The organism is Bradyrhizobium sp. CCBAU 45394, assembly GCF_028128655.1.
GTDB classification, from domain to species: Bacteria; Pseudomonadota; Alphaproteobacteria; order Rhizobiales; family Xanthobacteraceae; genus Bradyrhizobium; species Bradyrhizobium diazoefficiens.
This window is the reverse complement of the sequence record NZ_LBIX01000009.1, coordinates 1,135-21,261: the sequence shown is the minus strand read 5'-3', so window position 1 is coordinate 21,261 and position 20,127 is coordinate 1,135. Positions and strand designations below refer to the sequence as shown.

Genomic DNA, 20,127 nt, shown 5'->3' with positions numbered 1-20,127 from the left:
ATGAACGCCTATGTCGGAACAGCAACGTCTCGCGTCGACGGTCGGGCCAAGGTCACCGGGGCCGCCAAATATGCCGGCGAATTCACCGCCGACGGACTCGTCCACGGTTTCGTCGTCGAGGCCACAATTCCACGCGGACGCATTGCCCGCCTCGACACCAGCGAGGCGCTGAAGGTCACGGGCGTCCTCGACGTGCTCACCCATGCGCATCGCCCGCCGCTCGCCGACAAGGACGAGGCCTGGAAGGACGAGGTGGCGCCGGACGAAGGTTCGCCGTTCCGTCCGCTCTACGACGACAGCATCAAATTCAACGGTCAGCCGATCGCGCTGGTCGTGGCGGAGGAGTGGGAAACCGCGAAATTCGCCGCGACGCTGGTGCGTGTCGAATATCAGCAGGAACAGGCGTTTGCGACCGATCTCGAAGCCGGGCGCAACAAGGCGACTGAGGTGAAAAAGCCGCACGAGCCGCGGGGCGATGCCGCAGGCGCGCTCGCAGGATCGGCTGTGCGGCACGAGGCGGACTACTTCATTCCGACCGAGCATCACAATCCGATGGAGCTCTATGCAACCACGGTCGTCTGGGACGGCAACGGCAGGCTCACGGTCTACGACAAGACGCAAGGCGTCCTGAACGTCCACAAATATCTCTGCAGCGTATTCGGCAAAAAGCCCGATGAAATCCGCGTGCTCTCGCCCTATGTCGGTGGGGCCTTCGGCTCCGGCTTGAGGCCGCAATATCAGGTGGTGCTGGCAACGCTTGCCGCGCTCGCTCTGAAGCGCTCCGTTCGCGTGGTGCTGACGCGACAGCAAATGTACGGGCTCGGTCACCGGCCGGCGACGATCGAGCGCGTCGGGATCGGCGCCAAGCCTGACGGCACGCTCGAGGCGGTCACGCACGAGGCCACGGCCATCACCTCGCGGTACGAGGATTTCGCGCGCAACGACAGCGGCTGGGCGGAACAGCTCTACATGAGCCGGAACAGCCACTATTCCCACAAGCTCGCGCGCCTCGACGTCTCCACCCCCTGCGACATGCGCGCGCCCGGCGCAGCTTCGGGCGTCTGCGCGCTCGAATGCGCCATGGACGAGCTGGCCCTCGCGCTCAACCTCGATCCCATCGAACTGCGGCTGAAATGCTACTCGGATCGCGACCAGAGCGAAGACCTGCCCTACACCAGCAAGCAGCTGCGCGAATGCTACGCCCGCGGCGCGGAGGCCTTCGGCTGGAGCAAGCGCAATCCCGCCGCACGCTCGATGCGTGATGACAAGGAGCTGGTCGGCTGGGGTATGGCGACAGGCGTGTGGGAGGCGCTGCAGATGCCGGTCGCGGTCCGCATCGTGCTGAGCGCCAATGGCCATGCCGAGGTATCCTGCGCGGCGTCCGACATCGGCACCGGCACCTACACCATCGTGGCGCAGGTGGCGGCCGATGCACTCGGGCTGCCGATCGAGAACATTAGCGTCAAGCTCGCCGACTCGACCCTGCCGCAAGCTCCCGTCGAGGGCGGTTCCTGGATGGCTGCATCGAGCGCGCATGCGGTACTGGGAGCAGCCGAAGACATTCGCCAGGAGCTCGCGCGCCTCGCCAGTGCAATGCCCTCTTCGCCCCTCGCCGGTATCGATGCGGCCGAAGTCATCCTCGTCGACGGCACCATCGCCAGCAACGGCGAGAAGAGCCGTGCGGTCCCGATCACGGATGCGATGCGCTACGGCAAGCTCGAACGGATCGAGAAGCACAAGCTCAACCACTTCGCGGAGGACAAGTCGCACGCCCGCAACACGCATTCAGCCGTATTCGCAGAGGTGAAGATCGACGAGCAGCTCGGCGTCATCCGCGTCACGCGAGTCGTGAGCGCCGTCGCAGCCGGGCGGATTCTCAACACCAAGACCGGCCGCAGCCAGATCATGGGCGGCGTGGTCTGGGGAATCGGGATGGCCCTGCACGAGGAGACGGTGATGGATCACCGGTTCGGCCGGATTATGAACGCGAATATCGCCGAGTACCACTTCCCCGTGAATGCCGACATTCACGACATCGATGTGATCTTCGTCGAAGAGCGCGACGATCGCATCAACCGGCTGGGCGTCAAGGGTCTCGGCGAAATCGGCATCGTCGGCGTTCCCGCAGCAATTGCGAACGCCGTCTATCATGCCACCGGAAAGCGCATCCGCCGCTTCCCGATCACGCTCGACAAGCTCCTCGCCTGATGCGCTAGATAAGTGTTCCCGCAGCGAGGCTCGTCGCGCATCCATGCCGTATGGCCAGCGCGTCTTCTACGCGACCTGATGGAAGCGCATACCCGGACGTCGTAGTCCTGTGGCGCGCTCTGCGTATTCCTTCAGATCTTCAATGAGCGGCATGGTCGTCCGCCGGCGAGCGAGAGGACGGCTTCGAGAAGATGGCAGCCCGCGTAGCCCAACTGGAACAGCAGATGGGCATTCACGACCTGAACCAATTTACGCCGCGGTAACTGCAGAACGCCGTGCCTCCATCAGGCAAGCGGAGAATAGCGGATGTCGCAATCCCGAAAGGTAGGCAGCTTAACCTCGCCGGCGTTCCTCTTCGTGATGACCACGGGCGTCGTCAACCTGTTCGGCCGACATCACCTACTAAGGCGGCGCCAGCATCAACGGACCGTTCATGGCGACGCTAGGCGCCAGCGCCGCCATCGTCAGTCACGGCGGGGCTCGGCGAGTTTCTCGGCTACGCTCTGCGTTTGCCTGCCGGCTACGCGGCGGACCGGACTGGGCGCTACTGGCTAATCACGTTCATCGGCTACGTCATCAACCTCTTCGCGGTGCCGGCCATGGCGCTCGCTGGAAGCTGGCAGGTCGCGGCCGCGCTTGTCCTCGCCGAGCGGATAGGGCGCGCGCTGCGCAAGCCCACGGTGGAGGCGATGCTCTCCTACACGACGGGCGAACTCGGCAAGGGTTGGGTGTACGCGCTGAACACCTCGCTCGACGAGATCGGTGCGACCCTGGGTCCGCTCATCATCGCGCTGGTGCTCCTGCTGAAGGGGGACTTCCGGACCGGGTACGCCTTCCTGACGATCTCGGCCGTGATGGCGCTCGTGGCGTTGGTGGTCGCCAGGGTGAGCTTCCCATTGCCGTCGCGCCTTGGGCAGGGCGATACGGCGCCGGCCAAGGACTTCGGCAAGGCCTATTGGCTGTATATGCTGGCCGGCGCCTTGTTCGCCGCTGGGCTGATGAGCTTCGAACTGATCTCCTATCACCTGACCAAGGCGAAGATCACTTCCGAGCAGTGGATCCCGGTGATGCTCGCGATCTCGACCGGCTTCGGCGTGCTGGCGAATCTGGCCTTCGGAAAGGCCTACGATCGCATCGGGCTTCCGGTCGTGATCGCCGCAGTGAGCGTTTCGGCGGCGTTCTCGCCCTTCGTGTTTCTCGGCGGTTTCTGGCTTGTGCTGTTCGGCATGCTGCTCTGGGGCGTCGGCTACGCGATCCAAGACACGCTACTCAAGGCGATCGTCGCTGAAGTGCTGCCGGACGGAAAGCGCAATTTCGCATTCGGACTGTACTATGCGGGCTACGGCGTAGGCTGGCTTGTCGGCAGCATCGTGGCGGGTCTGCTGTACGAAAACTCGCGGGCCGCGCTGATCGCATTCTCCATCGTCGCTCAACTTGCCTCCGTGCCGGTCTTTGTCCTGGCGGGGCCGCAGGAGGGCTCGCGATGAGCGCGGGTCATTGGCGGACGCTACGCGCTGGCATTATCGTGCTGCGGTCACCTCGCCGTCCTTCTTGACGAAGCGGCCCTACCGGATCCTCCAGAATCCGGCACATTGGAAAATGTATGCGGCCGCGCGACAGCAAGCCAGCAAACCACCGCAAGGATCAGAAGACGTTCTCGTCGACCCCCAAAGTCAAAGCGCGGGCTACTTCCACCGGAGCTGGCGCAGTGTTGCGGACGATGGAACATCCGACCGCGACATCCGCTTTTGCCATGACCGGAAAGCTTGGTCGTCTAAGGCGACGCGCTTGGTACGGCTAGTTGGTCTTCGTGAGGTCACGCTCGGAATGCGAGCGAGGAATCTCTTGCAAGAGCATCCTTCACTTTCCTGGAACGGAAAGCCGCCGTTCCGGTTACTCCACCTTCAAGTGTGCTTGAGGCCCGGTCGGTTGATCGCCTGCCGAGGGGGGCCGAGTGGCAATATGAGCCGAAGTGGGACGACTTTCGCTGCCTTTTGATCCGAAGCGGATCGCGCCTTCGGATGCAGTCCAAATCGGGGCGAGAGCTTGCTCGTTACTTTCCGGAAGTGGCAGTCGCGGCCCTGAACCTTGCCGAAACACAATTTGCGCTGGACGGCGAGTTAGTCATTCCAATCGGCAAGCGCTTTTCGTTCGATGATCTGCTGCAGCGCATCCACCCAGCGGCAAGCCGCGTCAAACGGCTTGCCACGGAAACGCCGGCCGTATTTCTCGCGTTTGATCTTCTTGGCTGCGGGACCGACGACATTGCGGGGCTCCCGCTCACGAAACGGCGCCCTGCGCTGGAACGGTTCGCCAAACGGCATTTCAAGCGCAGCGAGATCTTTGTCCTCTCTCCGGCAAGTCGAAATCATACCGATGCCGAACGGTGGCTCGCTCGGGCCGGTGGTGGTAGCGATGGTGTCATCGCCAAACGCATCGATCTTCCCTACCAGACCGGCAATCGCGAAGGCATGCGAAAGATCAAACGCATCCGCTCCGCGGACTGCGTGATTGGGGGTTTTCGCTACGGAGAGAGGCGTACTGCCGGGCGCAAAGTCGTAGGCTCTCTCTTGTTGGGCCTCTATGATGAAAAGGGCCAATTGAACCATGTCGGGTTCACGTCCGGGCTCAAGTCTGCAGCGAAGGCGGCTTTGACGGATCAGCTTGAGACCATCGTGAGCGACCACAGCTTCACCGGAAACGCGCCCGGCGGCCGCAGCCGGTGGTCGACCAAACGATCGACGGAATGGCAGTCGGTGAAACCGAAATTCGTTGTTGAAGTTTCCTATGACCACTTCACCGCCGGACGATTTCGCCACGGCACCACGATCATCCGGTGGCGTCCTGACAAAAAGCCGCGCCAATGCACTATGGACCAACTTGAACAGTATTCGGTTCTGCCTGCGGCATTGCTTCGTGCTCCAGTGTAGGAACGTCTACGCCGGACAGCTTGGCTGCCCTCGCGCTCCCTCTCGACGTGCTGATCGCCGAAGACCGCCTCACCTGTCGCCGGTACGGTCCATCATGATCTGGATTGCCATGATCGTCCTCCTCGGAATGCTGATGGCCAAGGACCTGATCCAGTATCCAGCCGAAGCTATTTCCAGAGAAGAAGATTTTCATCGCGAACGCCTGTCGCCGACGTAGGTCAGTCGGCAGGTCAGACTGTTCGGCGAAGCGCACCTCGATCCTGCGGAGCGCTTTAGGGCCACGCCCGGCTTTGCCATGGCCGCGGCGACCGCGTCGGGTCGCCCGTCTCCCTGCGCAGCTCCATCATTCGCCCTCCGCTAACGCCGACGGGCTACCAATACTCCCAATAAGAACGCCAGCAAGAGCGATTGCAGCGGCGCCTCCACGGCCATCTTGCGCAAACGGTCGGACAACCGCAGTGCTGTCTGTTGGGAATCCGGCTCGCGTCGGCCTGGCGTCCCTACCACATCCCTCTCGCCGCATCGCTTCGAAACCGAGCTCAATACCGCCCTGATCGTTCACGAGGACAGAGGCTTCCGTCATTGCAGAGGCTCCCTCATGTCCATGCGCGTCCTCCCTGTGGTCGTAGCGAAGCAATTGCCCCCTGGACATCTTGGTTTCTAGTGACCGCACGTGTCCTCGCGCTCTTCGAAGTAGTCAACCCTTACGTCGACAACTCGCCGCCGATGCCCTATCCAGCGCCTATGATCCGAAACACGGAAGCCGGAAGCGAGATGACGCTGATGCACGAGGGAATGCCACCACCGCCGCGCACAGGTGGCCCGCCAGTCACCAACATTCGCAATACGTCACAGCCGCAGGAGCGGTTGGCTCAAGCATCAGAACCGCTGCTCCAGCTAGGTGTCCTGCAAACAAAAAGTCGCGCCGAGAGGAATAGGCGCGACCCTTCTCGAATTCGCCAAGGCCGTCGGTTACTTCTCTTTGATAACGGTCGTGCTGCTGCTACCAACAGTGCCTTCCTCGCAGACTTTGGTCTGCTTGATGCGGTCTTCAGCTTCCACGCGGGTCTTGAAGGCCATCGGACCGATCTGCGTCACGACTTCCTTGTCCGCCGGACGTGTGGTGGTAATCGTGCATTGATGGCTCGGACCTTGTACGACGTAGTACTCATCTGCTAATGCTGGGGCGGCGCATCCGATGATTAATGCGCCAGCAAGAAGAAGTGGTGCTTTCATTGTCGCCTCTCCATTTTGTACTGCCGAATGGAGGACGAGTGCGATCAAGAGAAACGCCGTGCGCTACTGCGCACACGATCGCTCATCCTTCATCCCCTCGGCGGTTCTGTAACTCGCCCGACAGTTCGGAGTTCCCCGATTTGTGATGGATCCAAGCCAGCACCAAACCTGCTGAGAGGTTGGTGCGCTATCCGCTAATTCAGTTTGCCCTTTTGGGCACCGGGCGATGGATGTGTGGCCTTCGCCGAACTGCGCGCCTCCATCGGGTCAGCCAGCATCCGGAAAAGCACTTTTTCCGCAGTCTCAACGATCCACACTCTTTCAATGCCGGGAAGGGCCACGCTGTCCGCGGCCGGACTTCCGGCGAGATGAATCATGTTTCGCACGGGCCGTTGCTCAGGAGTGGCGCCCCGTCTCGACCACTACCAGGTCGCCCTCTGACCGTCAGCATCAGCCCGTCGGCGTCGATCCATAACCCTGTCGCTGCAAGCCGCTCGAGCAAACGCAAACTCAAGTGCCAATGGGAGTCGAAACGGTAGTTGATTTTGAATCGAAACTGCAGTCGTACGTCATTCAGACGCCGAATGCCGATCCCATGGCATCGGAGTGGATGCACTCTCTTGCTTCAATTGCGATGACCGCGTGGCGACGACTGTGACGGTAGGTGGTGTCCATTCCGAATGTGTCCTTGTTATTTGTCATCCCGGTTATCATCGCTGGCGTTCGGCTTCGGCTTGGATCTCACTCTGCTCGGCGATACTTGACGCTCTGGCTTACAATTTTTTTCTTACTGAGCCTCGCCTCCAACGGGCCGCCGCTGCAGGAATAGCCACGGAGCCCGCCGTCGTCTTATCCGCGAGCGGCGTGTCATCGAAGCGTGCATAAAGGGTGGCCGGCCCGGGGTACACATCGACGCAACCGGCATCCCGCAGCGAGCTTTCCGTAAAGCCGCCGCAGAGGACGCCGATGGTCGGGATACCTGCCTTGCCAGCCGCGATGGAGTCGTACGGCGTGTCGCCGATTGCGACCGCTGCGCCGCCCTCGATGCCGAGCTTCTCCAGCACGATTTCGAAGATGTCCGGTGCCGGCTTGGACTCGTCGACGTCTTCGGACGAGGTCGCGACGTCCACCAGATCGACGATTCCAGCAATGGTAAGGTACTTCTCCAGCTCGTCCTTCTTAGCGGAGGAAGCGATGGCGATGCGAAGTCCTGCGCCTCGCGCGCGCCGCAAAAGGTCCGGAACAGCCGAGAAAGGACGGACGAGCGGTAGATACGCCGACTTGAAGCGCTTGCCGCGCCACTCATCGAGTGTCTTGCCATGGTCCCGTTGCGCGGCCTCAGAGAGAAACACAGGAATGAGCTTGTCTCCGCCTTTCCCGATCTGGCTTCGCGCCTGCTCGAACGTGACGTCGTGGCCGAATTCGACCATCGCCTCCTGCCAGGCGAGCGCGTGCAGGTCGACCGAGTCCAGTAAGGTCCCGTCGAGATCGAAGATGGCGGCTTTGGGCATCGCAAGGTTTCCGGTCCCAAGGAAGGGGGCGCCTAGCGCCGACGCGCGACCCAGATCCCAAGCAGAAACGCCACAAACAGGGATTGCAGCGGCGCCTTCAAAGTCATCTCGCGCAACTGTTCGGCCCAGCGCATCGCAGCATCCTGCGAATGCGACGGGCGACGGCTCGCATCCGCTTGGCGGATCGGCCTCGATGAGGCCTGCTCTATGCCGCCGTCATTATCCGTCAGCCCGGAAGCTTCCGTCATTGCCGAGGTTTCTTTCATATCCATGCGGCCCTCCTATGATGGTGTCAAAGCAACCGATCTCCCGACGGCTCGTTCCTACGCAGTCTTCCGCTGCGTCCCGGCGCTGACCTGCAGAAGCGACTGAAGCCTCTCATCCGAAGGACGCAACCCTACACCAAACGCATCCCAGAGGTATCTGGGTCGAGCCGAAGCTTCTGGCGGAGATCGAGTACCGGGCGAAGTCGGCAGAGGGCAAGGTCCGGAACCCCTTCTTCAAAGGAACTGCGGGAGGACCTGTGATGGATGCCTTCCGCTTTTGGCGATGGGCGGACAAGGCGCTCGAAAGTGGGCTAACCACCCCCGCTGAGCTCCATCGGGTGGTGATGCGCTCAGCCTGAAGCATAGGCAAAACCCCGCCACGGTGACGGCACGTCTTCAGGGACCGTCGGACGAGAGCGGAACGCCATCCCACACCGGCCAATAGAAGAACATCCCGCTCACGCTGCGAACCGATCCGGTGAACCGCCGTGGAGCAGCCGCTGCTAACGCGATCCGGCTCCGATAGAGTTGGCGCTCGCTTTCGGTTTTGGCACGCGCCAGCAGGAGGCGATAGTGTCCGATGACCCTTTCGCTGCCGCGGATGAGGAGCTCATGGACGTCGCTCATCGCCCAACCCCCATCCTTGTGGATCCTGACCTTCCGGAAGCGTGAAAGCGACGGGGAATTCGGCGGCCAGAGCATCGAGCGCGGTCTGCTCCTCGGCGAGCCGCCGTTCGATGAACTGACGTTCCAGCTCCGATAGCCTAGTCCGAAGCAGACGTCGATAGCGGTGGATGTTGTTGCGGTGCGCACGAATGCGCGCCAGATCTTCGTCGAGCATCGTCGTCACTCCTGACGGTCGTCACGGTCCTTCTGTGTTTAGAAAACCGGGAAAGAGAATTTCCCGGCGCAAAAATATTCGGGGCGATACCGGAGTCAAGTGTCCGGCGGTCGCCGAACATCCAAACCCTCGGCCAGATCACCAAGCGGCGTTTGCGGTGCCGCAATGGCCGCGGCTCTGCACCGCGACCGAGCGCCACATCATTTTTTTCGATCCGCCCCTTGAAACCACTTCTCGTTTTTCTAATTGATTTTTCGCCGCGACAGCGGTGTGCCGGGCGCCTTCACGGGTCCGGCACGGGCGCCCGGCCGGGTACCAGACCCGCTCTGACTCCAGCCTTGCGCTCCTTGTATCCATCTTGCTCTTTGGAGGACTTGGTTATGAGGACCACCTTTGACTTCGCGCCCCTGTGGCGCTCCACTATCGGCTTCGACCACCTGGCCGACCTCGTCGACAGCACGCTCCGCCAGGCGAGCGAAGACCACTATCCCCCGTACAACATCGAACGCACCAGCGAGGATCACTACCGGATCTCGGTCGCCGTCGCCGGCTTCGGAGCCGACGACATCGCCGTGACGGCCGAGCAGAATGCGCTCACTATCGAGGGCAGGAAGCCCGAGGAAGCGGCCGGCGAATACCTGTACCGGGGCATCGCCGCGCGTCCTTTCCGGCGCGTGTTCAACCTCGCCGACTACGTTCAGGTGAAGGAGGCCTCCTTCCGCGACGGACTGCTGATCATCGATCTCGTCCGCGAGGTGCCGGAAGCCATGAAGCCGCGCCGGGTCCAGATCGGAAGCGGCGCCTCTCCCGCCTCGCAGATCGAGCAGAAGAAGGCAGCCTGACGCCTGATCGAGGTTCGACAGCGGAACGCGGCGCGCGCAAGCGCGGCCGCGCTCCCTGGCCCATGCAACGAAGGAGAAAAACCATGGCAGTTCGTGATCTCATTCCCTGGTCCAGAAACCAGGAGCTCGCGCCGGCGCGCGGCAGCCACGATCCGTTCATGACGCTGCATCGCGAAATGAACCGACTGTTCGACGATGTCTTCCGCGGCTTCGGCAGGGCGGCCCTGTCGCCGCCCATGGAAGGGCAATTCGGCTGGCCCAAGATCGAGCTCAGCGAGACCGACAAGACGCTGACGATCTCGGCCGAGCTTCCCGGCATGACGGAGAAGGACGTCCAGATCGAAATCGCGAACGGGGTGCTGACCATCCGCGGCGAGAAGAAGAGCGAGCGCAAGGACGAAGGCAGATACTTCACCGAGCGCTACTACGGCTCGTTCCAGCGGCAGATCGCGCTCGAGGACGTCGCGGAGGACAAGGCCCAGGCCTCGTTCAAGAACGGCGTCCTGACGATCTCGCTGCCGAAGTCCGAGAACCCGCGGGCCGGCGTCAAGCGGATCGCGATCAACGCGCAGTAACGACGACGGGGGCGGCCGCGCCGCCGTCCGCCCGTCAGACGAGCGACACCTTCCCTAAGAAAGGAGCGTAAAGGTAAAGGGAGACCAACCGATGAGCGACACCAACACGAACAACGGCAATCTCAATCCATTCTTCCATCCGGCCGCACACTATGCGTCTCCGGAGGATGTCCTGAACGATAGCGAGCTCTCCGCGCCGGAGAAGCGGATCATCCTGTCGTCTTGGGCGTCCGACATGTTCGCCGTCGAATCCTGTCCCGCGCTTCGCGAGATTCCCGGCATGGGCCACACAATCCGGCTCGCCGACATCCTCGCGGCTCTGCGGCGGCTCGACGGCGAGGACGATCCGCCGCCCCCCGGGGGCGTGCCGATGCGGCTGCGGCGGCCCTGGGCCGCCGCGCAGCGGAGCTCCGCATGATGCTCACGCAGGCTGTCGTGACGATGGTTCTGCTGGGGCATGCTTCGGCGACGTGGGCCGTTCCGCTCATTGCTTTCATGAGCGAGTTGGGAGCTGGCGCTGGCGAAGCAATACGAAGCCAAAGGCGGCAAGCCTTCTCCAGCGTCCCGGTCCGACGAGCACCGTTGCCGCCGCTGCGCATCGTCTCGCAGGCCACGGCCCTACCCGGATCGGGCGAGGCTTGAGGGACCTCTCCCCCCTCGCCCTTGGCGGCTAGAGCGCCTCTCACTTGGCCCGATCGGCGGTCTTGACGCCGTTCATCATAGTCGACATGAGCAAACCCGTCGTGAACCAAACAATCGCTCTTGCCGTTGTCCGCATCCGGGCGCCTTCGACCGAGTGCGCCGAGAGACAATCATGAAGGCCGATTCACGCCAGCATTTCGATTCAGGCGGCGCTTGGGACCGGACCTACCTCGAGTCCTTGATCCGCCAGGATTTCGAGCGATGTCATCCAGGCGAGACCCTGGAGGATCTCAAGCGGCGCGCGTCTTTTTCGAAGGAGGACAGAGGCCTGCTGCGAGATTGGATGGCGGTAGCGGCCGCTCGCGCGGCGAAGGGATCGCCACCCTAACTGACGACCTCGTGCGCAGCTTCCCCTGATCCGCCGTCCACTGCCGAAGGCCCGATCGAAAAGGTTCGAGAGCCTTAGCACGATCCCAGTTCAGATAGGCGTGTCGAGTAGCTGCGACACACCGCGGCAGCCAATTGCGCCGGCACGAACGGCTTCTCGATCAGCACGCTGTCCGCAACACCCTGCGATTCCCACTCTCGCGCGTTGGCGCCCGTCATGTAGACCACGGGAAAGTCAGGCGTGATTTCCCTGATCTGCCGGGCCAGCTCCCATCCGCTGATGCCGTCACCCGGATTGACGTCGGTCAGCAGCGCGCGACACCGCTCCCGGCCATCGCGAAAGGTGGACAGGGCCGCCTCTCCCGAATGGACCATGCAGGCCTGGAAGCCGCCGTCCGATAGGGCGTCCTCGATGAAACTGCAGATCGGAGCTTCATCCTCTACGACCAGCACGCGAACGGGATCGCCCACTTCCAAATCTCCTTTCCCTCGCCTTACGGCCGCGCGCCGCGTTCGCGGCAGACCCGGCATCGGACAGCTCGTGCCGCCTCAAGCCACCGGCACGCCGTAGTAGGCGTTCACGGAGCGCGTGGTGGCGGGGTCGCTCCAATTCCAACTGCTCTCGTCGGCATACTGGGTGATGCCGGTGACATAGCCGCCGAGGTTGGTGTCGTACTTCAGCGCCTGCCAGGGCAGCGGATAGTGATCGTCGCCGATGCCGAGCAGGCCGCCGAAGCTCAGCACCGCGTACGACACCTTGCCGCTGATCTTGTCGATCATGACGCGCTCGACGTAGCCGACCTTTTCGCCGTCGACCCCGTAGACATTCGTGCCCTCGACCTTGTCGCTTCCGATCAGGCTGAAGGTCTCGCGATCTTCCATGGTCATGTTGACCTCCCGGATGTTGTCTTCTGGAGTCAACGGGAGGACGATGGCCCCGTTCCTGGCTGAAAGCGTCGGTGGCCTTGTTCTGGATGAGCGGAGTTCGAGGATGGAGCTGGCCGAGNCTCGAAAGAGCGCGAGAGGGTTTCGCGCTCACGCAGCAACCAGGCGTGCATGTCGTCGAGAAGCGGTTTGCTCTTCTCCGGCGCACGGCGCGCCGCTCGTCCGCCCTGCGGCCGTTGATGGTGCGCTCGATCTCGAACAGCGCGTCCAGACGCCTGACCGCCTCCAGCGCGATCGGGGCCTGTTGCGTAATTCGTCAATTGTGATTCCCTAGGGAAAAGCCTTGGAGGGTAGCGATGCCGGTTAAGCAGACGGGACAGCCGAGCTTTGTGGAAGCGCTGATGCCGAAGGGGGCCGGCGCGAATGCGGCGCTGGATCGGCTGGCTGGCCTGGTCAAGTGGTACCGGTTCGAGAAGCTGATTGGCCATTTGCGAGATGAAGGGAGCCCCGGTCGGCCAGGCTATCCGGTGCTGGTGCTGTTTCGTGCTGTGCTGTTGCAGTCGCTCTATGGTCTTTCGGAGCGCGAGCTCGAGGAAGCGCTGGGCGACCGGTTGTCGTTCAAGCGCTTCGTCGGTTTGAGCCTTGAGGATGCGCCCCCGACCACACGGTCCTGAACCGCTTCCGGAACCAGCTCGTTGAACAAGGCCTGCTGGAGGAGCTGTTTGGCGAACTGGATCGTCAACTTGAGAATGCTGGCGTGATCCTCAAGCGCGGCACGATGCTGGATGCGACCCTGATCCAGGCAGTCTCGGCTCCGCCCAAGGAGGATCGCCCCTCAAACGATCCTGATGCCCGGTTTGCCAAACGGCAGGGCAAAAGCGGCGCAACCTTCGGTTACAAGGCCCATGTCGGTGTCGATGAAGGATCCGGCTTGATCCGCGCGGTATTGACCACACCCGCTAACGTCAACGATACGACACCTGCGGTTGCTTTGATCCGCGGCGATGAAGCTGCGGTGTGGGCGATGCGGCTTACTGGGATCCCGGCTAGCGAGGCCGACGTCCGGAGGCTCTGGTACGCAAGGGCATCGAACTCGGCATTGCATCGAGCCGAAGCGAAAGGTTGCATATCCCTATGACCAGGCGCTTGTCGCCAACGACACAAGTCGACGAAAACCTCTTTGCTAGACTGAAGGGTTCGCGATCGCAACTCGCCACGACCGATGCGTCGTACTTTTTTCCAATCTGAGCATCACCGCGGCCATCACTATTTGTCTTTGAACGACAAGGATTCCTGTGCCTTTCCAACACGGGCCTCTAGTCACGGAGTTTATCGTTCCGAAATCCACGCAAGAAGGCAATCTCCTCTACTCAATCGTCGCTGCAGGACCGGCTCAGCGGCACTTCAGTGACCGATCATACTTGGCCAGCCTATCGCCTCACCGGCGGGGCTTTAGAAAGAGCATCGCGACCGATCTGTGTAAGGCGGTCAGGTCTTATTTCTCCTGTGCTCGCAGCTTCCAGAATTGTCGAGGCAACATGGGTGCGAGCACCGGTATCGTACCGGGAAAGATTCTTGCAGACGTTGTCGAGGACCACCCGTAGGAGCGCGGTGGTGGGGGCATCTAACATTTGGAAGATCTCCCTCGTTTTCTAGCAGATAATGCAATGTAGCTTTCGCGTGACGAGCGCCACGTAGAAACTACCCAAAGTCGAAAACTCGAGAGGTCACCATGGTAGAAGAAGCTGACAAAAACGCAACAAGCAGATGTCTGTTTGACGCATTCCCGCTGTTTTGAATTGAATTAAAGCGCGACGCGCGACTGCGCGTGACGCAGATGAGGCCGCATCTCGATCGGTCCTGCGTCTCGTCCGACGCACCTGAGGTGACTGCATCGCGCGGCTTGCTCGAACGGGGGCTCGTCCGATCGGCGGAAGTCCAACGTCTCTCAACCCTACACCGCAGGTCCATTTGTATGAGCAGGACTCAGACTAATGTCTCCATCACGCTTGACCATCGGACATCAGCGCGATTGCGCTCTCTGTCGCGCGAACGCGTAGACCGGATTGATGCCGCAATAGGCGTAGGTGCCGGATGCAGTGGCCATGCACTGATCATAGGTCGAGAACTGGCAATTGCCCGGATATCCCCAGGTACGTCCCTGCAAGCAATAAACGTCCTGCCGAGCCGGGGGGATATACGAACGACCCCGCGGAGCGGCGGTCGAGGGCGATCCAAAACCGATGACGATGGGAAGTGCAAGCACACCGATGAACAGAAGGTTGCGCATGAGACCTCTAGCCTCCGTTAAGTCTTGCAGAAGGATAGCGGATCCGGATTTGATGTCTTGATCTTTGTCAATGGCAAATGGCGGGTCGCCGTCCGTGGGCCGATTGCCTTCGAAAGGAGCTCGGGTGGGACGGAGCTCCGAGTTCAGAGCAGAAATCCTGCTGCTTGTCGAAAGGAACGCATCTTTCCAGCGTCACGAGGTACATGTGCGGCGGAAAGCGCTAACGGGGCTTGAGAACTCTCGCGCTCCGGAATGAATCGATTCGGGGTGGCCCTAAGTCTACGGAGAGCTTAGCAAGGCCGAAACGCGGAAAATTCACGGGCCTTTAGGTTTGCCGTCGAGCGCGTATTGCTTGAGCTGCACGACTTAAGGGACTTGGCGGAGCTCATGAACCGTTCAGCGAGCTCTTCTGGGTGATCGGCCTGATCCGGCGCAGCAGTGAATCGGCATATTCCTCGCGCTCGCGCGTAAAGCGCTCTTGATGCGCTTTGAAACTCTCGACCCGCTTCCTGATCTCATCGCGTTCGCTGCCGCCATGGTCGGGCACGCTGAGGCCAGCGAGCTCGACGATTTCCTTCTGCTGAGGCCGCGGCAGCTCGATCTCGACCTTCAGCGATTTAGCGAACGCCGTCGTTTCAGCGACGAGCGCATCGAGTTCGCTCTTCCAGTCATGCATTGACGTCCCCCCGCACGACTCGGCCACGCGGGACGAGCCAGTTCATCACAAACCAGGCTGCGACAATGGCGCAGACGCCAATTGCCAGATAGGGCAGCCCAACCCACCGTTTCTCCTTGAAAAAAGCCGCCGACAATACCGCCGACGGCCCTCCGGGTTCAAAATGCTCATCGTGAAAAAATGCAGTCCAGCCCCGGCGGCATGATCCTAGACCCAAAACGCGTCGTTTCCAAGTTTTACCGATCAGGAAGCTTAACGCAGATGGATGCGGGCCGCGCTGGGACAGGATGCGGCCTCCGGAGGGAACCACCGCCCCTGTTTCAAACAATGTGCAGCGCCTCGACCTCTCTCGGACCGCTTGCATCAAGGCGTGTAATGGTCTTGTCTCGACGCGGTCAGTCGTATTACGGCGACTGCAACGGGTGTTGGCCAAGATTAGGAAGCCGGTGACGCCCGACCATACATCGTGAACTAAATTTTTGAGTTAGTGAGCGTTCGAAATGACAGATTGTGTGATTGTCCGTGCCTCCGGCAAGCAATTGGATCACTTGCGCGAAGAGGCATCGCGCATTGCACGACAAAGCAAAATCGACTGGTCGATTGAGCGAGGTGCCGAAGGAGCGCATTTTTGCTTCGAGGATGCCGAAGCGAAAAAGGCTTTCGTCACGATCTGCGAGGGCTTTGCTATCCCACACAGAGAGGCTTAGCAACCGAGATCGCGTGCAATAGGTCGGTGAGGCCAGAATCTGCGCCGGCCGCACAGCGAATCCGTCGTGATCGCAGAAAACTAGCGATATTTCGTGAGCGAGGGACTCCAGTCGGCAGCGACCGCCTCGAGCTCGACGTTGCGCGGCACTGGCTGGCGGACGACGATCTTCTCGCGCATCTCGACCGGGCGGATCTTGTGCTCGGTCACGTCGGTACGGATCTTGGTGCGTATTCCGGCTCGATTTGCAGGGCGGCATGGCCGGCGCCCGTGGTCGTGGTGGCCGTCGACTGGGCCATTGCGCCCGTCGAGATCAGCGCGGAAGCCGCGGACAGCAGTAACAGCTTCTCCATGAATATCTCCTTGCCCCTGAATGCTGCGCTGCGTGAACCCCGAGTAATGGCAATCGTTCCGGGAGCACGACAGGTTCCGATACGCTCTCTGGCATTCTATGCGCTGTTGGATGGGATGCGAATTTTAGAACGCGCAGTTTCGGCAGCCTCGACCAACAAGGTCGAATTGTTTGGACCTGCAACTATCCCTTCCCTCGCCCGTTCCCAAGCATGGAGTTTGGGCTAATGACAATATTCGGAAGAAAACCTCGTTCTCCCCGCAGAAGGACCAATCAAGAAGCGTGGATGGCAATCGACGGGGCTTTCGCGGCGAGGAGATGTTCGGTGTTGGACATCTCCAAAGGCGGCGCGACAATCAGGGTCGAGGATCTAACGTTCGTTAGGCCCGTGTTCCAACTTAAACTCTTTCGCGCGGACCAGGGTAGGCGTTGCAAGGTTTCATGGCAAAAAGGTCTCCTGATCGGCGTCGAGTTCTGTTGAGTGACTATGAGGTAATACCCGCATGCAAACAGTCGAGACGACTAATCCAAAGGTGGCGAGGCGCTGCCGCTATGACCAACATCGCGGGCAAAAAACAACGTTGAGTTTAGAGGGATCGCTCGTCACGGGGTTGGTCCGGTCGGTCATGGAAGTTAAGTCCCCCAGCAACCCCACACGCTGGATCATCACCGTTCTTGCCAAGCCGAGCATCGCAGCCTAACCGAGCAAATCCACCATTCGCCGGAGTGTTTAGTCGAGGAAAATGATGGGAAAGTTGGACCACAAGGTCTTTCAGCGAGCGGTTCTCTTTCTCAAGAAATTCCATCGTCACTTTCATTCGATCTTCGTCGTCAAAAATCTGGGTTCGGCGTTCGTAGAGCTGCACCAGCCCTGGATCGAGAATTGCATAGCCAAGACGGCAAATGCGCTAATTGCGATCGATGGATGATCGAGCCAGGTTCGTACTACTTGCTGCTGCAACGTCTCACCCAAGCTGACGTGACCGTCTTCGTCGCACAGAGTCCTTGTATCCGGGCGCTCCTGATAGATTGGTGCCCCGTCGATCGGCGGCTCGGAAGGGCTCCCGAAGGCGCGGCTCAATCGGACCAATTTGGCATTGCCGGATTGCCGGCCATCCTGTAGACGAGCCGCGCACCGTTGCCGACCACCTTTCAGCGGTCGCCCGCAGCGGGGCCTGTAGCTCAATGGTTAGAGCCGGCCGCTCATAACGGTCTGGTTGCAGGTTCGAGTCCTGCCGGGCCCACCATTCAGAACGCTGTATGCGGACACTTTGAAAACGACTCGATTTCCGCTTTAAGAACGACTCGATTTCGTTTTGAAAACGACTCGATCTCAGATCCCACTGATACGACTGATGAATTTCGCCTGTTTTTTTCGCTGATTTTTGACCGCCAGAAAAAGCGAGGGGGTCTTTTTCACCCAACTTCGTAGCCAAGGGTTTGCCCTGACACCTGCTGCTAACCGGTGGTTCTTTTGATGTATTGCATCCGGAGATCGATGACTTCAACGTCGTCTCTTCCATCCCCCGCCAGCGCAGCGCCCGCGTGGTCGGCGAACAAGCGGTGATACTTGTCGACGAGGCCTTTCTGCCCTCTCCAACCGTCGTCCCGCTGCTTGTCGGCGAGTGGCCGGTCGATGAGCGCGTACTTCTTCGGAATGTCAGCCGGAGCTGTCGCCAGGGAATGAGCGTCGCCTCGAAGGTCAGCCCCGGCGCCGCTGCGGCCGTGCCGGTGCACTTCGCTGTCGCGCCCTTCACGACGCCATCGAGCTTCAGCTCCAAGTCATCGATGCCGAACACCGTCGCATGGCCTGCGGTGTGTCGCTTCGTGGTGACGGTCGCCGTAAAGCGATCTCCAACGGTTTCGTAGGTGCCGCCGTACGTGATGATGCTGTCGCCTCCGGAGATCTTGCCGTTCTCGAAGTGAACGATGCCGGTCCCCTCGCCCCTGGGCGTCTTGAACCAGGCTGAGTAGGTGCCGTCCTTGAGCATGCCGATGCTCTCCAAGCTCGAAGCGGTTCAGCACGCAACCCGACGCCGGTTAGGTTAAGGCGGAGTGAATCGCAGCGACCGTAGCAGTACGGTGCTCGGGATTCCGCGCCGGCATCGGAACCGCTGAGAGGCAGCGGGGCGGGCCGGACCGTGGAAGCGGACAAACGATGGAAAAAAACCGAAGTCGAGTATCCACCCTGAGAAGTGCCCGGAACAACGAGTTACTAAAATCTGCGGGTTTTCTGAAGTCGTGCTATCCTGCTGGCAGGAGGAAGACGTCATGTCCACTTCCAAGAAACCATTGAACCCCGCTGATTTCCCGGTGACTGCAGAAGGCAAAAAAATCAAAAAGCAGGACGGCAAGCCGATCGCAAATACTGAGGATCCAGATCTCGCCGCCGACGTGGCCGAGCGCCTTAACGACGACGAAGCTCGGCGCGAAGAAGATAAGTGGTCAGCCTGATCTGCCCTGGTCGTCGGGCGGCGCGCCTATAAGCTTGAGCAGCGCTTGGCCGTCGGCCACATCTCGTAGATGCTCCCCGTCCAGGAGCAACCATGAGAACCAACTCGCGCCAGCATCTCGATTCGATCAGCGGACGGGACCCGACCTACCTCGAGTCGCTGATCCGCGAGGATTACGAGCGATGCCATCCCGGCGAGACTCTGGACGATCTCAAGCGGCGCGCGTCCTTTTCGAGAGAGGACAGAGGCCTGCTGCGGGACTGGATGGCGGTCGCGGCGGCTCGCGCCGCTGCCGAGTGCAGGGCCAAGCCATCGCCGCCACGCTGACGATCCGCTGATCCGCGCCGAAGGATCGCAGCCTCCCAGCGATCCGGTTCAACCCGACCCGGTCCCGGTATCGAGTAGCTGCGAGACGGCGGCAGCCAATTGCGCCGGCGCAAAGGGCTTCTCGATCAGAAGGCTGCCATCGACGCCCTGCGATTTCCAGTCCGGCGCGCTGGCGCTCGTCATGTAGACCACGGGAAAGCCAGGCGCGATCTCCCTAACCTGCCGCGCCAGATCCCATCCGCTGATGCCACCACCCAGGTTGACGTCCGTCAGCAGCGCCTGACACCCTTCGTGGCCGTCGCGAAAGGTCGACAGGGCCGCCTCTCCCCGAATGGACCGAGCAGGCCTCGAAGCCGCCGTCCGACAAGGCGTCCTCGATGAAGCTGCAGATCAGCACTTCATCCTCCACGACCAGGACACGAACGGCGTTACTCACTCTTCAAGTCTCCTCGACAGCCCATGCGGGTCGTCTGGCGTGACGGCGGGCGCGTTGGCCCGCCCGCCTCAAGCCACTGGCACACCGTAATAGGCGTTCACGGAGCGCGTGGTGGCGGGGTCGCTCCAATTCCAACTGCTCTCGTCGGTGTATTTGGGGGCGCCGCGGAGCTGGTCCTGGGTGATGCCGGTGACGTAGCCGCCGAGGTTGTTGTCGTACTTCAGCGCCTGCCAGGGCAGCGGGTAGTGATCGTCGCCGATGCCCAGCAGGCCGCCGAAGCTGAGCACCGCGTACGATACCTTGCCGCTGACCTTGTCGATCATGACGCGCTCGATGTAGCCGACCTTTTCGCCGTCGGCCCCGTAGACATTCGTGCCCTCGACCTTGTCGCTTCCGATCAGGCTGAAGGTCTCGCGATCTTCCATGACCATATTGACCTCCCGGAGGTTGTCTTCTGGAGTCAACGGGAGGACGATGGCTCCGTTCCTGGCTAAAAGCCTCGGTGGCCTTGTTTTGGATGAGCGGAGTTCGAGCATGGAGCTGACCGATCTGGAGCGCGAATTC

28 protein-coding genes, 1 tRNA gene and 2 pseudogenes are annotated in these 20,127 nt (G+C 61.2%); 16 read left to right on the top strand and 15 right to left on the bottom strand.

Features of this window, described 5'->3' with window-relative positions:
- The 4 genes from WN73_RS06135 (at window position 1) to WN73_RS06120 (ending at window position 5,355) form a co-directional block, all read left to right on the top strand.
- On the top strand, window positions 1-2,208 hold the full coding sequence (locus WN73_RS06135) for a xanthine dehydrogenase family protein molybdopterin-binding subunit (RefSeq protein ID WP_271552106.1): 2,208 nt from the start codon (window positions 1-3) through the stop codon (window positions 2,206-2,208).
- A gap of 509 nt (window positions 2,209-2,717) precedes the next feature.
- Window positions 2,718-3,695, top strand: a complete 978-nt coding sequence (locus tag WN73_RS06130) for an MFS transporter (protein WP_271552105.1) — start codon at window positions 2,718-2,720, stop codon at window positions 3,693-3,695.
- A gap of 381 nt (window positions 3,696-4,076) precedes the next feature.
- On the top strand, window positions 4,077-5,138 hold the full coding sequence (locus tag WN73_RS06125) for an ATP-dependent DNA ligase (RefSeq protein ID WP_271552161.1): 1,062 nt from the start codon (window positions 4,077-4,079) through the stop codon (window positions 5,136-5,138).
- A gap of 94 nt (window positions 5,139-5,232) precedes the next feature.
- The gene (locus tag WN73_RS06120) at window positions 5,233-5,355 is read left to right on the top strand and encodes a hypothetical protein (protein WP_257784482.1); all 123 of its coding nucleotides are present in this window, start codon (window positions 5,233-5,235) and stop codon (window positions 5,353-5,355) included.
- Window positions 5,356-6,110: 755 nt separating this feature from the next.
- On the opposite strand, the gene WN73_RS06110 is transcribed toward WN73_RS06120, so the two are convergent.
- From WN73_RS06110 to WN73_RS06095, 4 genes are all read right to left on the bottom strand, one after another.
- Window positions 6,111-6,374, bottom strand: coding sequence for a hypothetical protein (locus tag WN73_RS06110; RefSeq protein WP_028171502.1), 264 nt, complete (start codon window positions 6,372-6,374; stop codon window positions 6,111-6,113).
- 194 nt (window positions 6,375-6,568) lie between these two features.
- Complete coding sequence (locus tag WN73_RS06105) at window positions 6,569-6,751, bottom strand: hypothetical protein (protein ID WP_162185844.1); 183 nt, start codon at window positions 6,749-6,751, stop codon at window positions 6,569-6,571.
- A 396-nt stretch (window positions 6,752-7,147) separates the two neighbouring features.
- Complete coding sequence (locus WN73_RS06100; protein WP_271552104.1) at window positions 7,148-7,885, bottom strand: HAD family hydrolase; 738 nt, start codon at window positions 7,883-7,885, stop codon at window positions 7,148-7,150.
- Window positions 7,886-7,917: 32 nt separating this feature from the next.
- Complete coding sequence (locus tag WN73_RS06095) at window positions 7,918-8,157, bottom strand: hypothetical protein (protein ID WP_271552103.1); 240 nt, start codon at window positions 8,155-8,157, stop codon at window positions 7,918-7,920.
- A gap of 81 nt (window positions 8,158-8,238) precedes the next feature.
- Here WN73_RS06095 and WN73_RS06090 point away from each other — a divergent pair.
- Window positions 8,239-8,412 (top strand): annotated as a pseudogene (locus WN73_RS06090) (ATP dependent DNA ligase); the annotation flags it as partial.
- Between the two features lie 135 nt (window positions 8,413-8,547).
- Here the strand turns inward: WN73_RS06090 and WN73_RS06085 are convergent.
- Together WN73_RS06085 and WN73_RS06080 are read right to left on the bottom strand one after the other, a co-directional pair.
- The gene (locus tag WN73_RS06085; protein ID WP_271552102.1) at window positions 8,548-8,778 is read right to left on the bottom strand and encodes a hypothetical protein; all 231 of its coding nucleotides are present in this window, start codon (window positions 8,776-8,778) and stop codon (window positions 8,548-8,550) included.
- The gene (locus WN73_RS06080; protein ID WP_074077688.1) at window positions 8,762-8,992 is read right to left on the bottom strand and encodes a hypothetical protein; all 231 of its coding nucleotides are present in this window, start codon (window positions 8,990-8,992) and stop codon (window positions 8,762-8,764) included. Before WN73_RS06080 ends, WN73_RS06085 begins: the two co-directional genes overlap by 17 nt.
- Before the next feature lie 380 nt (window positions 8,993-9,372).
- Between WN73_RS06080 and WN73_RS06075 the strand changes: the two genes are divergently transcribed.
- The 4 genes from WN73_RS06075 to WN73_RS06060 all read left to right on the top strand — a co-directional run bounded on the left by WN73_RS06075 (window position 9,373) and on the right by WN73_RS06060 (window position 11,439).
- Complete coding sequence (locus WN73_RS06075) at window positions 9,373-9,834, top strand: Hsp20 family protein (protein WP_060912337.1); 462 nt, start codon at window positions 9,373-9,375, stop codon at window positions 9,832-9,834.
- Window positions 9,835-9,917: 83 nt separating this feature from the next.
- Window positions 9,918-10,409 carry an Hsp20/alpha crystallin family protein gene (locus tag WN73_RS06070; RefSeq protein ID WP_028171500.1) on the top strand — a complete coding sequence of 164 codons (492 nt, stop codon included), beginning with the start codon at window positions 9,918-9,920 and terminating at the stop codon, window positions 10,407-10,409.
- Window positions 10,410-10,500: 91 nt separating this feature from the next.
- A complete protein-coding gene (locus WN73_RS06065) occupies window positions 10,501-10,827 on the top strand; it encodes a hypothetical protein (protein ID WP_028171499.1) in 327 nt (108 codons plus the stop codon).
- Window positions 10,828-11,223: 396 nt separating this feature from the next.
- Entirely contained in the window at window positions 11,224-11,439 is a 216-nt protein-coding gene (locus tag WN73_RS06060) for a hypothetical protein (protein WP_028171498.1), read from the top strand.
- Between the two features lie 74 nt (window positions 11,440-11,513).
- On the opposite strand, the gene WN73_RS06055 is transcribed toward WN73_RS06060, so the two are convergent.
- The 3 genes and pseudogenes from WN73_RS06055 to WN73_RS06045 all read right to left on the bottom strand — a co-directional run.
- Window positions 11,514-11,909: a response regulator gene (locus WN73_RS06055; RefSeq protein WP_039184693.1), complete on the bottom strand. Its 396-nt coding sequence runs from the start codon at window positions 11,907-11,909 to the stop codon at window positions 11,514-11,516.
- A gap of 78 nt (window positions 11,910-11,987) precedes the next feature.
- Entirely contained in the window at window positions 11,988-12,326 is a 339-nt protein-coding gene (locus WN73_RS06050; RefSeq protein WP_028171497.1) for a PRC-barrel domain-containing protein, read from the bottom strand.
- A gap of 119 nt (window positions 12,327-12,445) precedes the next feature.
- Window positions 12,446-12,624, bottom strand: a pseudogene (locus WN73_RS06045) (IS66 family transposase); the annotation flags it as partial.
- 55 nt (window positions 12,625-12,679) lie between these two features.
- Between WN73_RS06045 and WN73_RS44500 the strand changes: the two are divergent.
- Together WN73_RS44500 and WN73_RS44495 are read left to right on the top strand one after the other, a co-directional pair.
- Window positions 12,680-12,997, top strand: a complete 318-nt coding sequence (locus WN73_RS44500) for a transposase (protein WP_442870053.1) — start codon at window positions 12,680-12,682, stop codon at window positions 12,995-12,997.
- Window positions 12,998-13,080: 83 nt separating this feature from the next.
- Complete coding sequence (locus WN73_RS44495; RefSeq protein WP_430649860.1) at window positions 13,081-13,461, top strand: transposase; 381 nt, start codon at window positions 13,081-13,083, stop codon at window positions 13,459-13,461.
- A gap of 885 nt (window positions 13,462-14,346) precedes the next feature.
- Here the strand turns inward: WN73_RS44495 and WN73_RS06030 are convergent.
- Window positions 14,347-14,613 (bottom strand): DUF3551 domain-containing protein, encoded by a 267-nt coding sequence (locus WN73_RS06030; protein ID WP_097670021.1) that lies wholly within the window; start codon window positions 14,611-14,613, stop codon window positions 14,347-14,349.
- 385 nt (window positions 14,614-14,998) lie between these two features.
- Complete coding sequence (locus WN73_RS06025) at window positions 14,999-15,289, bottom strand: hypothetical protein (RefSeq protein WP_097670020.1); 291 nt, start codon at window positions 15,287-15,289, stop codon at window positions 14,999-15,001.
- Between the two features lie 500 nt (window positions 15,290-15,789).
- Between WN73_RS06025 and WN73_RS06020 the strand changes: the two genes are divergently transcribed.
- Window positions 15,790-15,996 (top strand): hypothetical protein, encoded by a 207-nt coding sequence (locus tag WN73_RS06020; RefSeq protein ID WP_271552101.1) that lies wholly within the window; start codon window positions 15,790-15,792, stop codon window positions 15,994-15,996.
- An 80-nt stretch (window positions 15,997-16,076) separates the two neighbouring features.
- Here the strand turns inward: WN73_RS06020 and WN73_RS06015 are convergent, their stop codons facing one another.
- Window positions 16,077-16,205: a hypothetical protein gene (locus WN73_RS06015; protein ID WP_256380416.1), complete on the bottom strand. Its 129-nt coding sequence runs from the start codon at window positions 16,203-16,205 to the stop codon at window positions 16,077-16,079.
- Complete coding sequence (locus WN73_RS06010; protein WP_271552100.1) at window positions 16,202-16,348, bottom strand: hypothetical protein; 147 nt, start codon at window positions 16,346-16,348, stop codon at window positions 16,202-16,204. Before WN73_RS06010 ends, WN73_RS06015 begins: the two co-directional genes overlap by 4 nt.
- A gap of 1,170 nt (window positions 16,349-17,518) precedes the next feature.
- On the opposite strand from WN73_RS06010, the gene WN73_RS06005 reads away from it, so the two are divergent.
- The 4 genes from WN73_RS06005 (at window position 17,519) to WN73_RS05990 (ending at window position 19,127) form a co-directional block, all read left to right on the top strand.
- Window positions 17,519-17,594 (top strand) — tRNA-Ile (locus tag WN73_RS06005).
- A gap of 235 nt (window positions 17,595-17,829) precedes the next feature.
- Window positions 17,830-18,216, top strand: a complete 387-nt coding sequence (locus WN73_RS06000) for a hypothetical protein (RefSeq protein ID WP_271552099.1) — start codon at window positions 17,830-17,832, stop codon at window positions 18,214-18,216.
- Between the two features lie 402 nt (window positions 18,217-18,618).
- Window positions 18,619-18,801: a hypothetical protein gene (locus WN73_RS05995; protein ID WP_097669664.1), complete on the top strand. Its 183-nt coding sequence runs from the start codon at window positions 18,619-18,621 to the stop codon at window positions 18,799-18,801.
- Between the two features lie 92 nt (window positions 18,802-18,893).
- Entirely contained in the window at window positions 18,894-19,127 is a 234-nt protein-coding gene (locus tag WN73_RS05990) for a hypothetical protein (RefSeq protein ID WP_161533221.1), read from the top strand.
- A gap of 48 nt (window positions 19,128-19,175) precedes the next feature.
- Here WN73_RS05990 and WN73_RS44335 read toward each other — a convergent pair whose 3' ends face one another.
- Together WN73_RS44335 and WN73_RS05980 are read right to left on the bottom strand one after the other, a co-directional pair.
- The gene (locus tag WN73_RS44335; protein ID WP_333937948.1) at window positions 19,176-19,310 is read right to left on the bottom strand and encodes a hypothetical protein; all 135 of its coding nucleotides are present in this window, start codon (window positions 19,308-19,310) and stop codon (window positions 19,176-19,178) included.
- A 321-nt stretch (window positions 19,311-19,631) separates the two neighbouring features.
- Complete coding sequence (locus WN73_RS05980; RefSeq protein WP_271552098.1) at window positions 19,632-19,994, bottom strand: PRC-barrel domain-containing protein; 363 nt, start codon at window positions 19,992-19,994, stop codon at window positions 19,632-19,634.
- Between the last annotated feature and the right edge of the window lie 133 nt (window positions 19,995-20,127).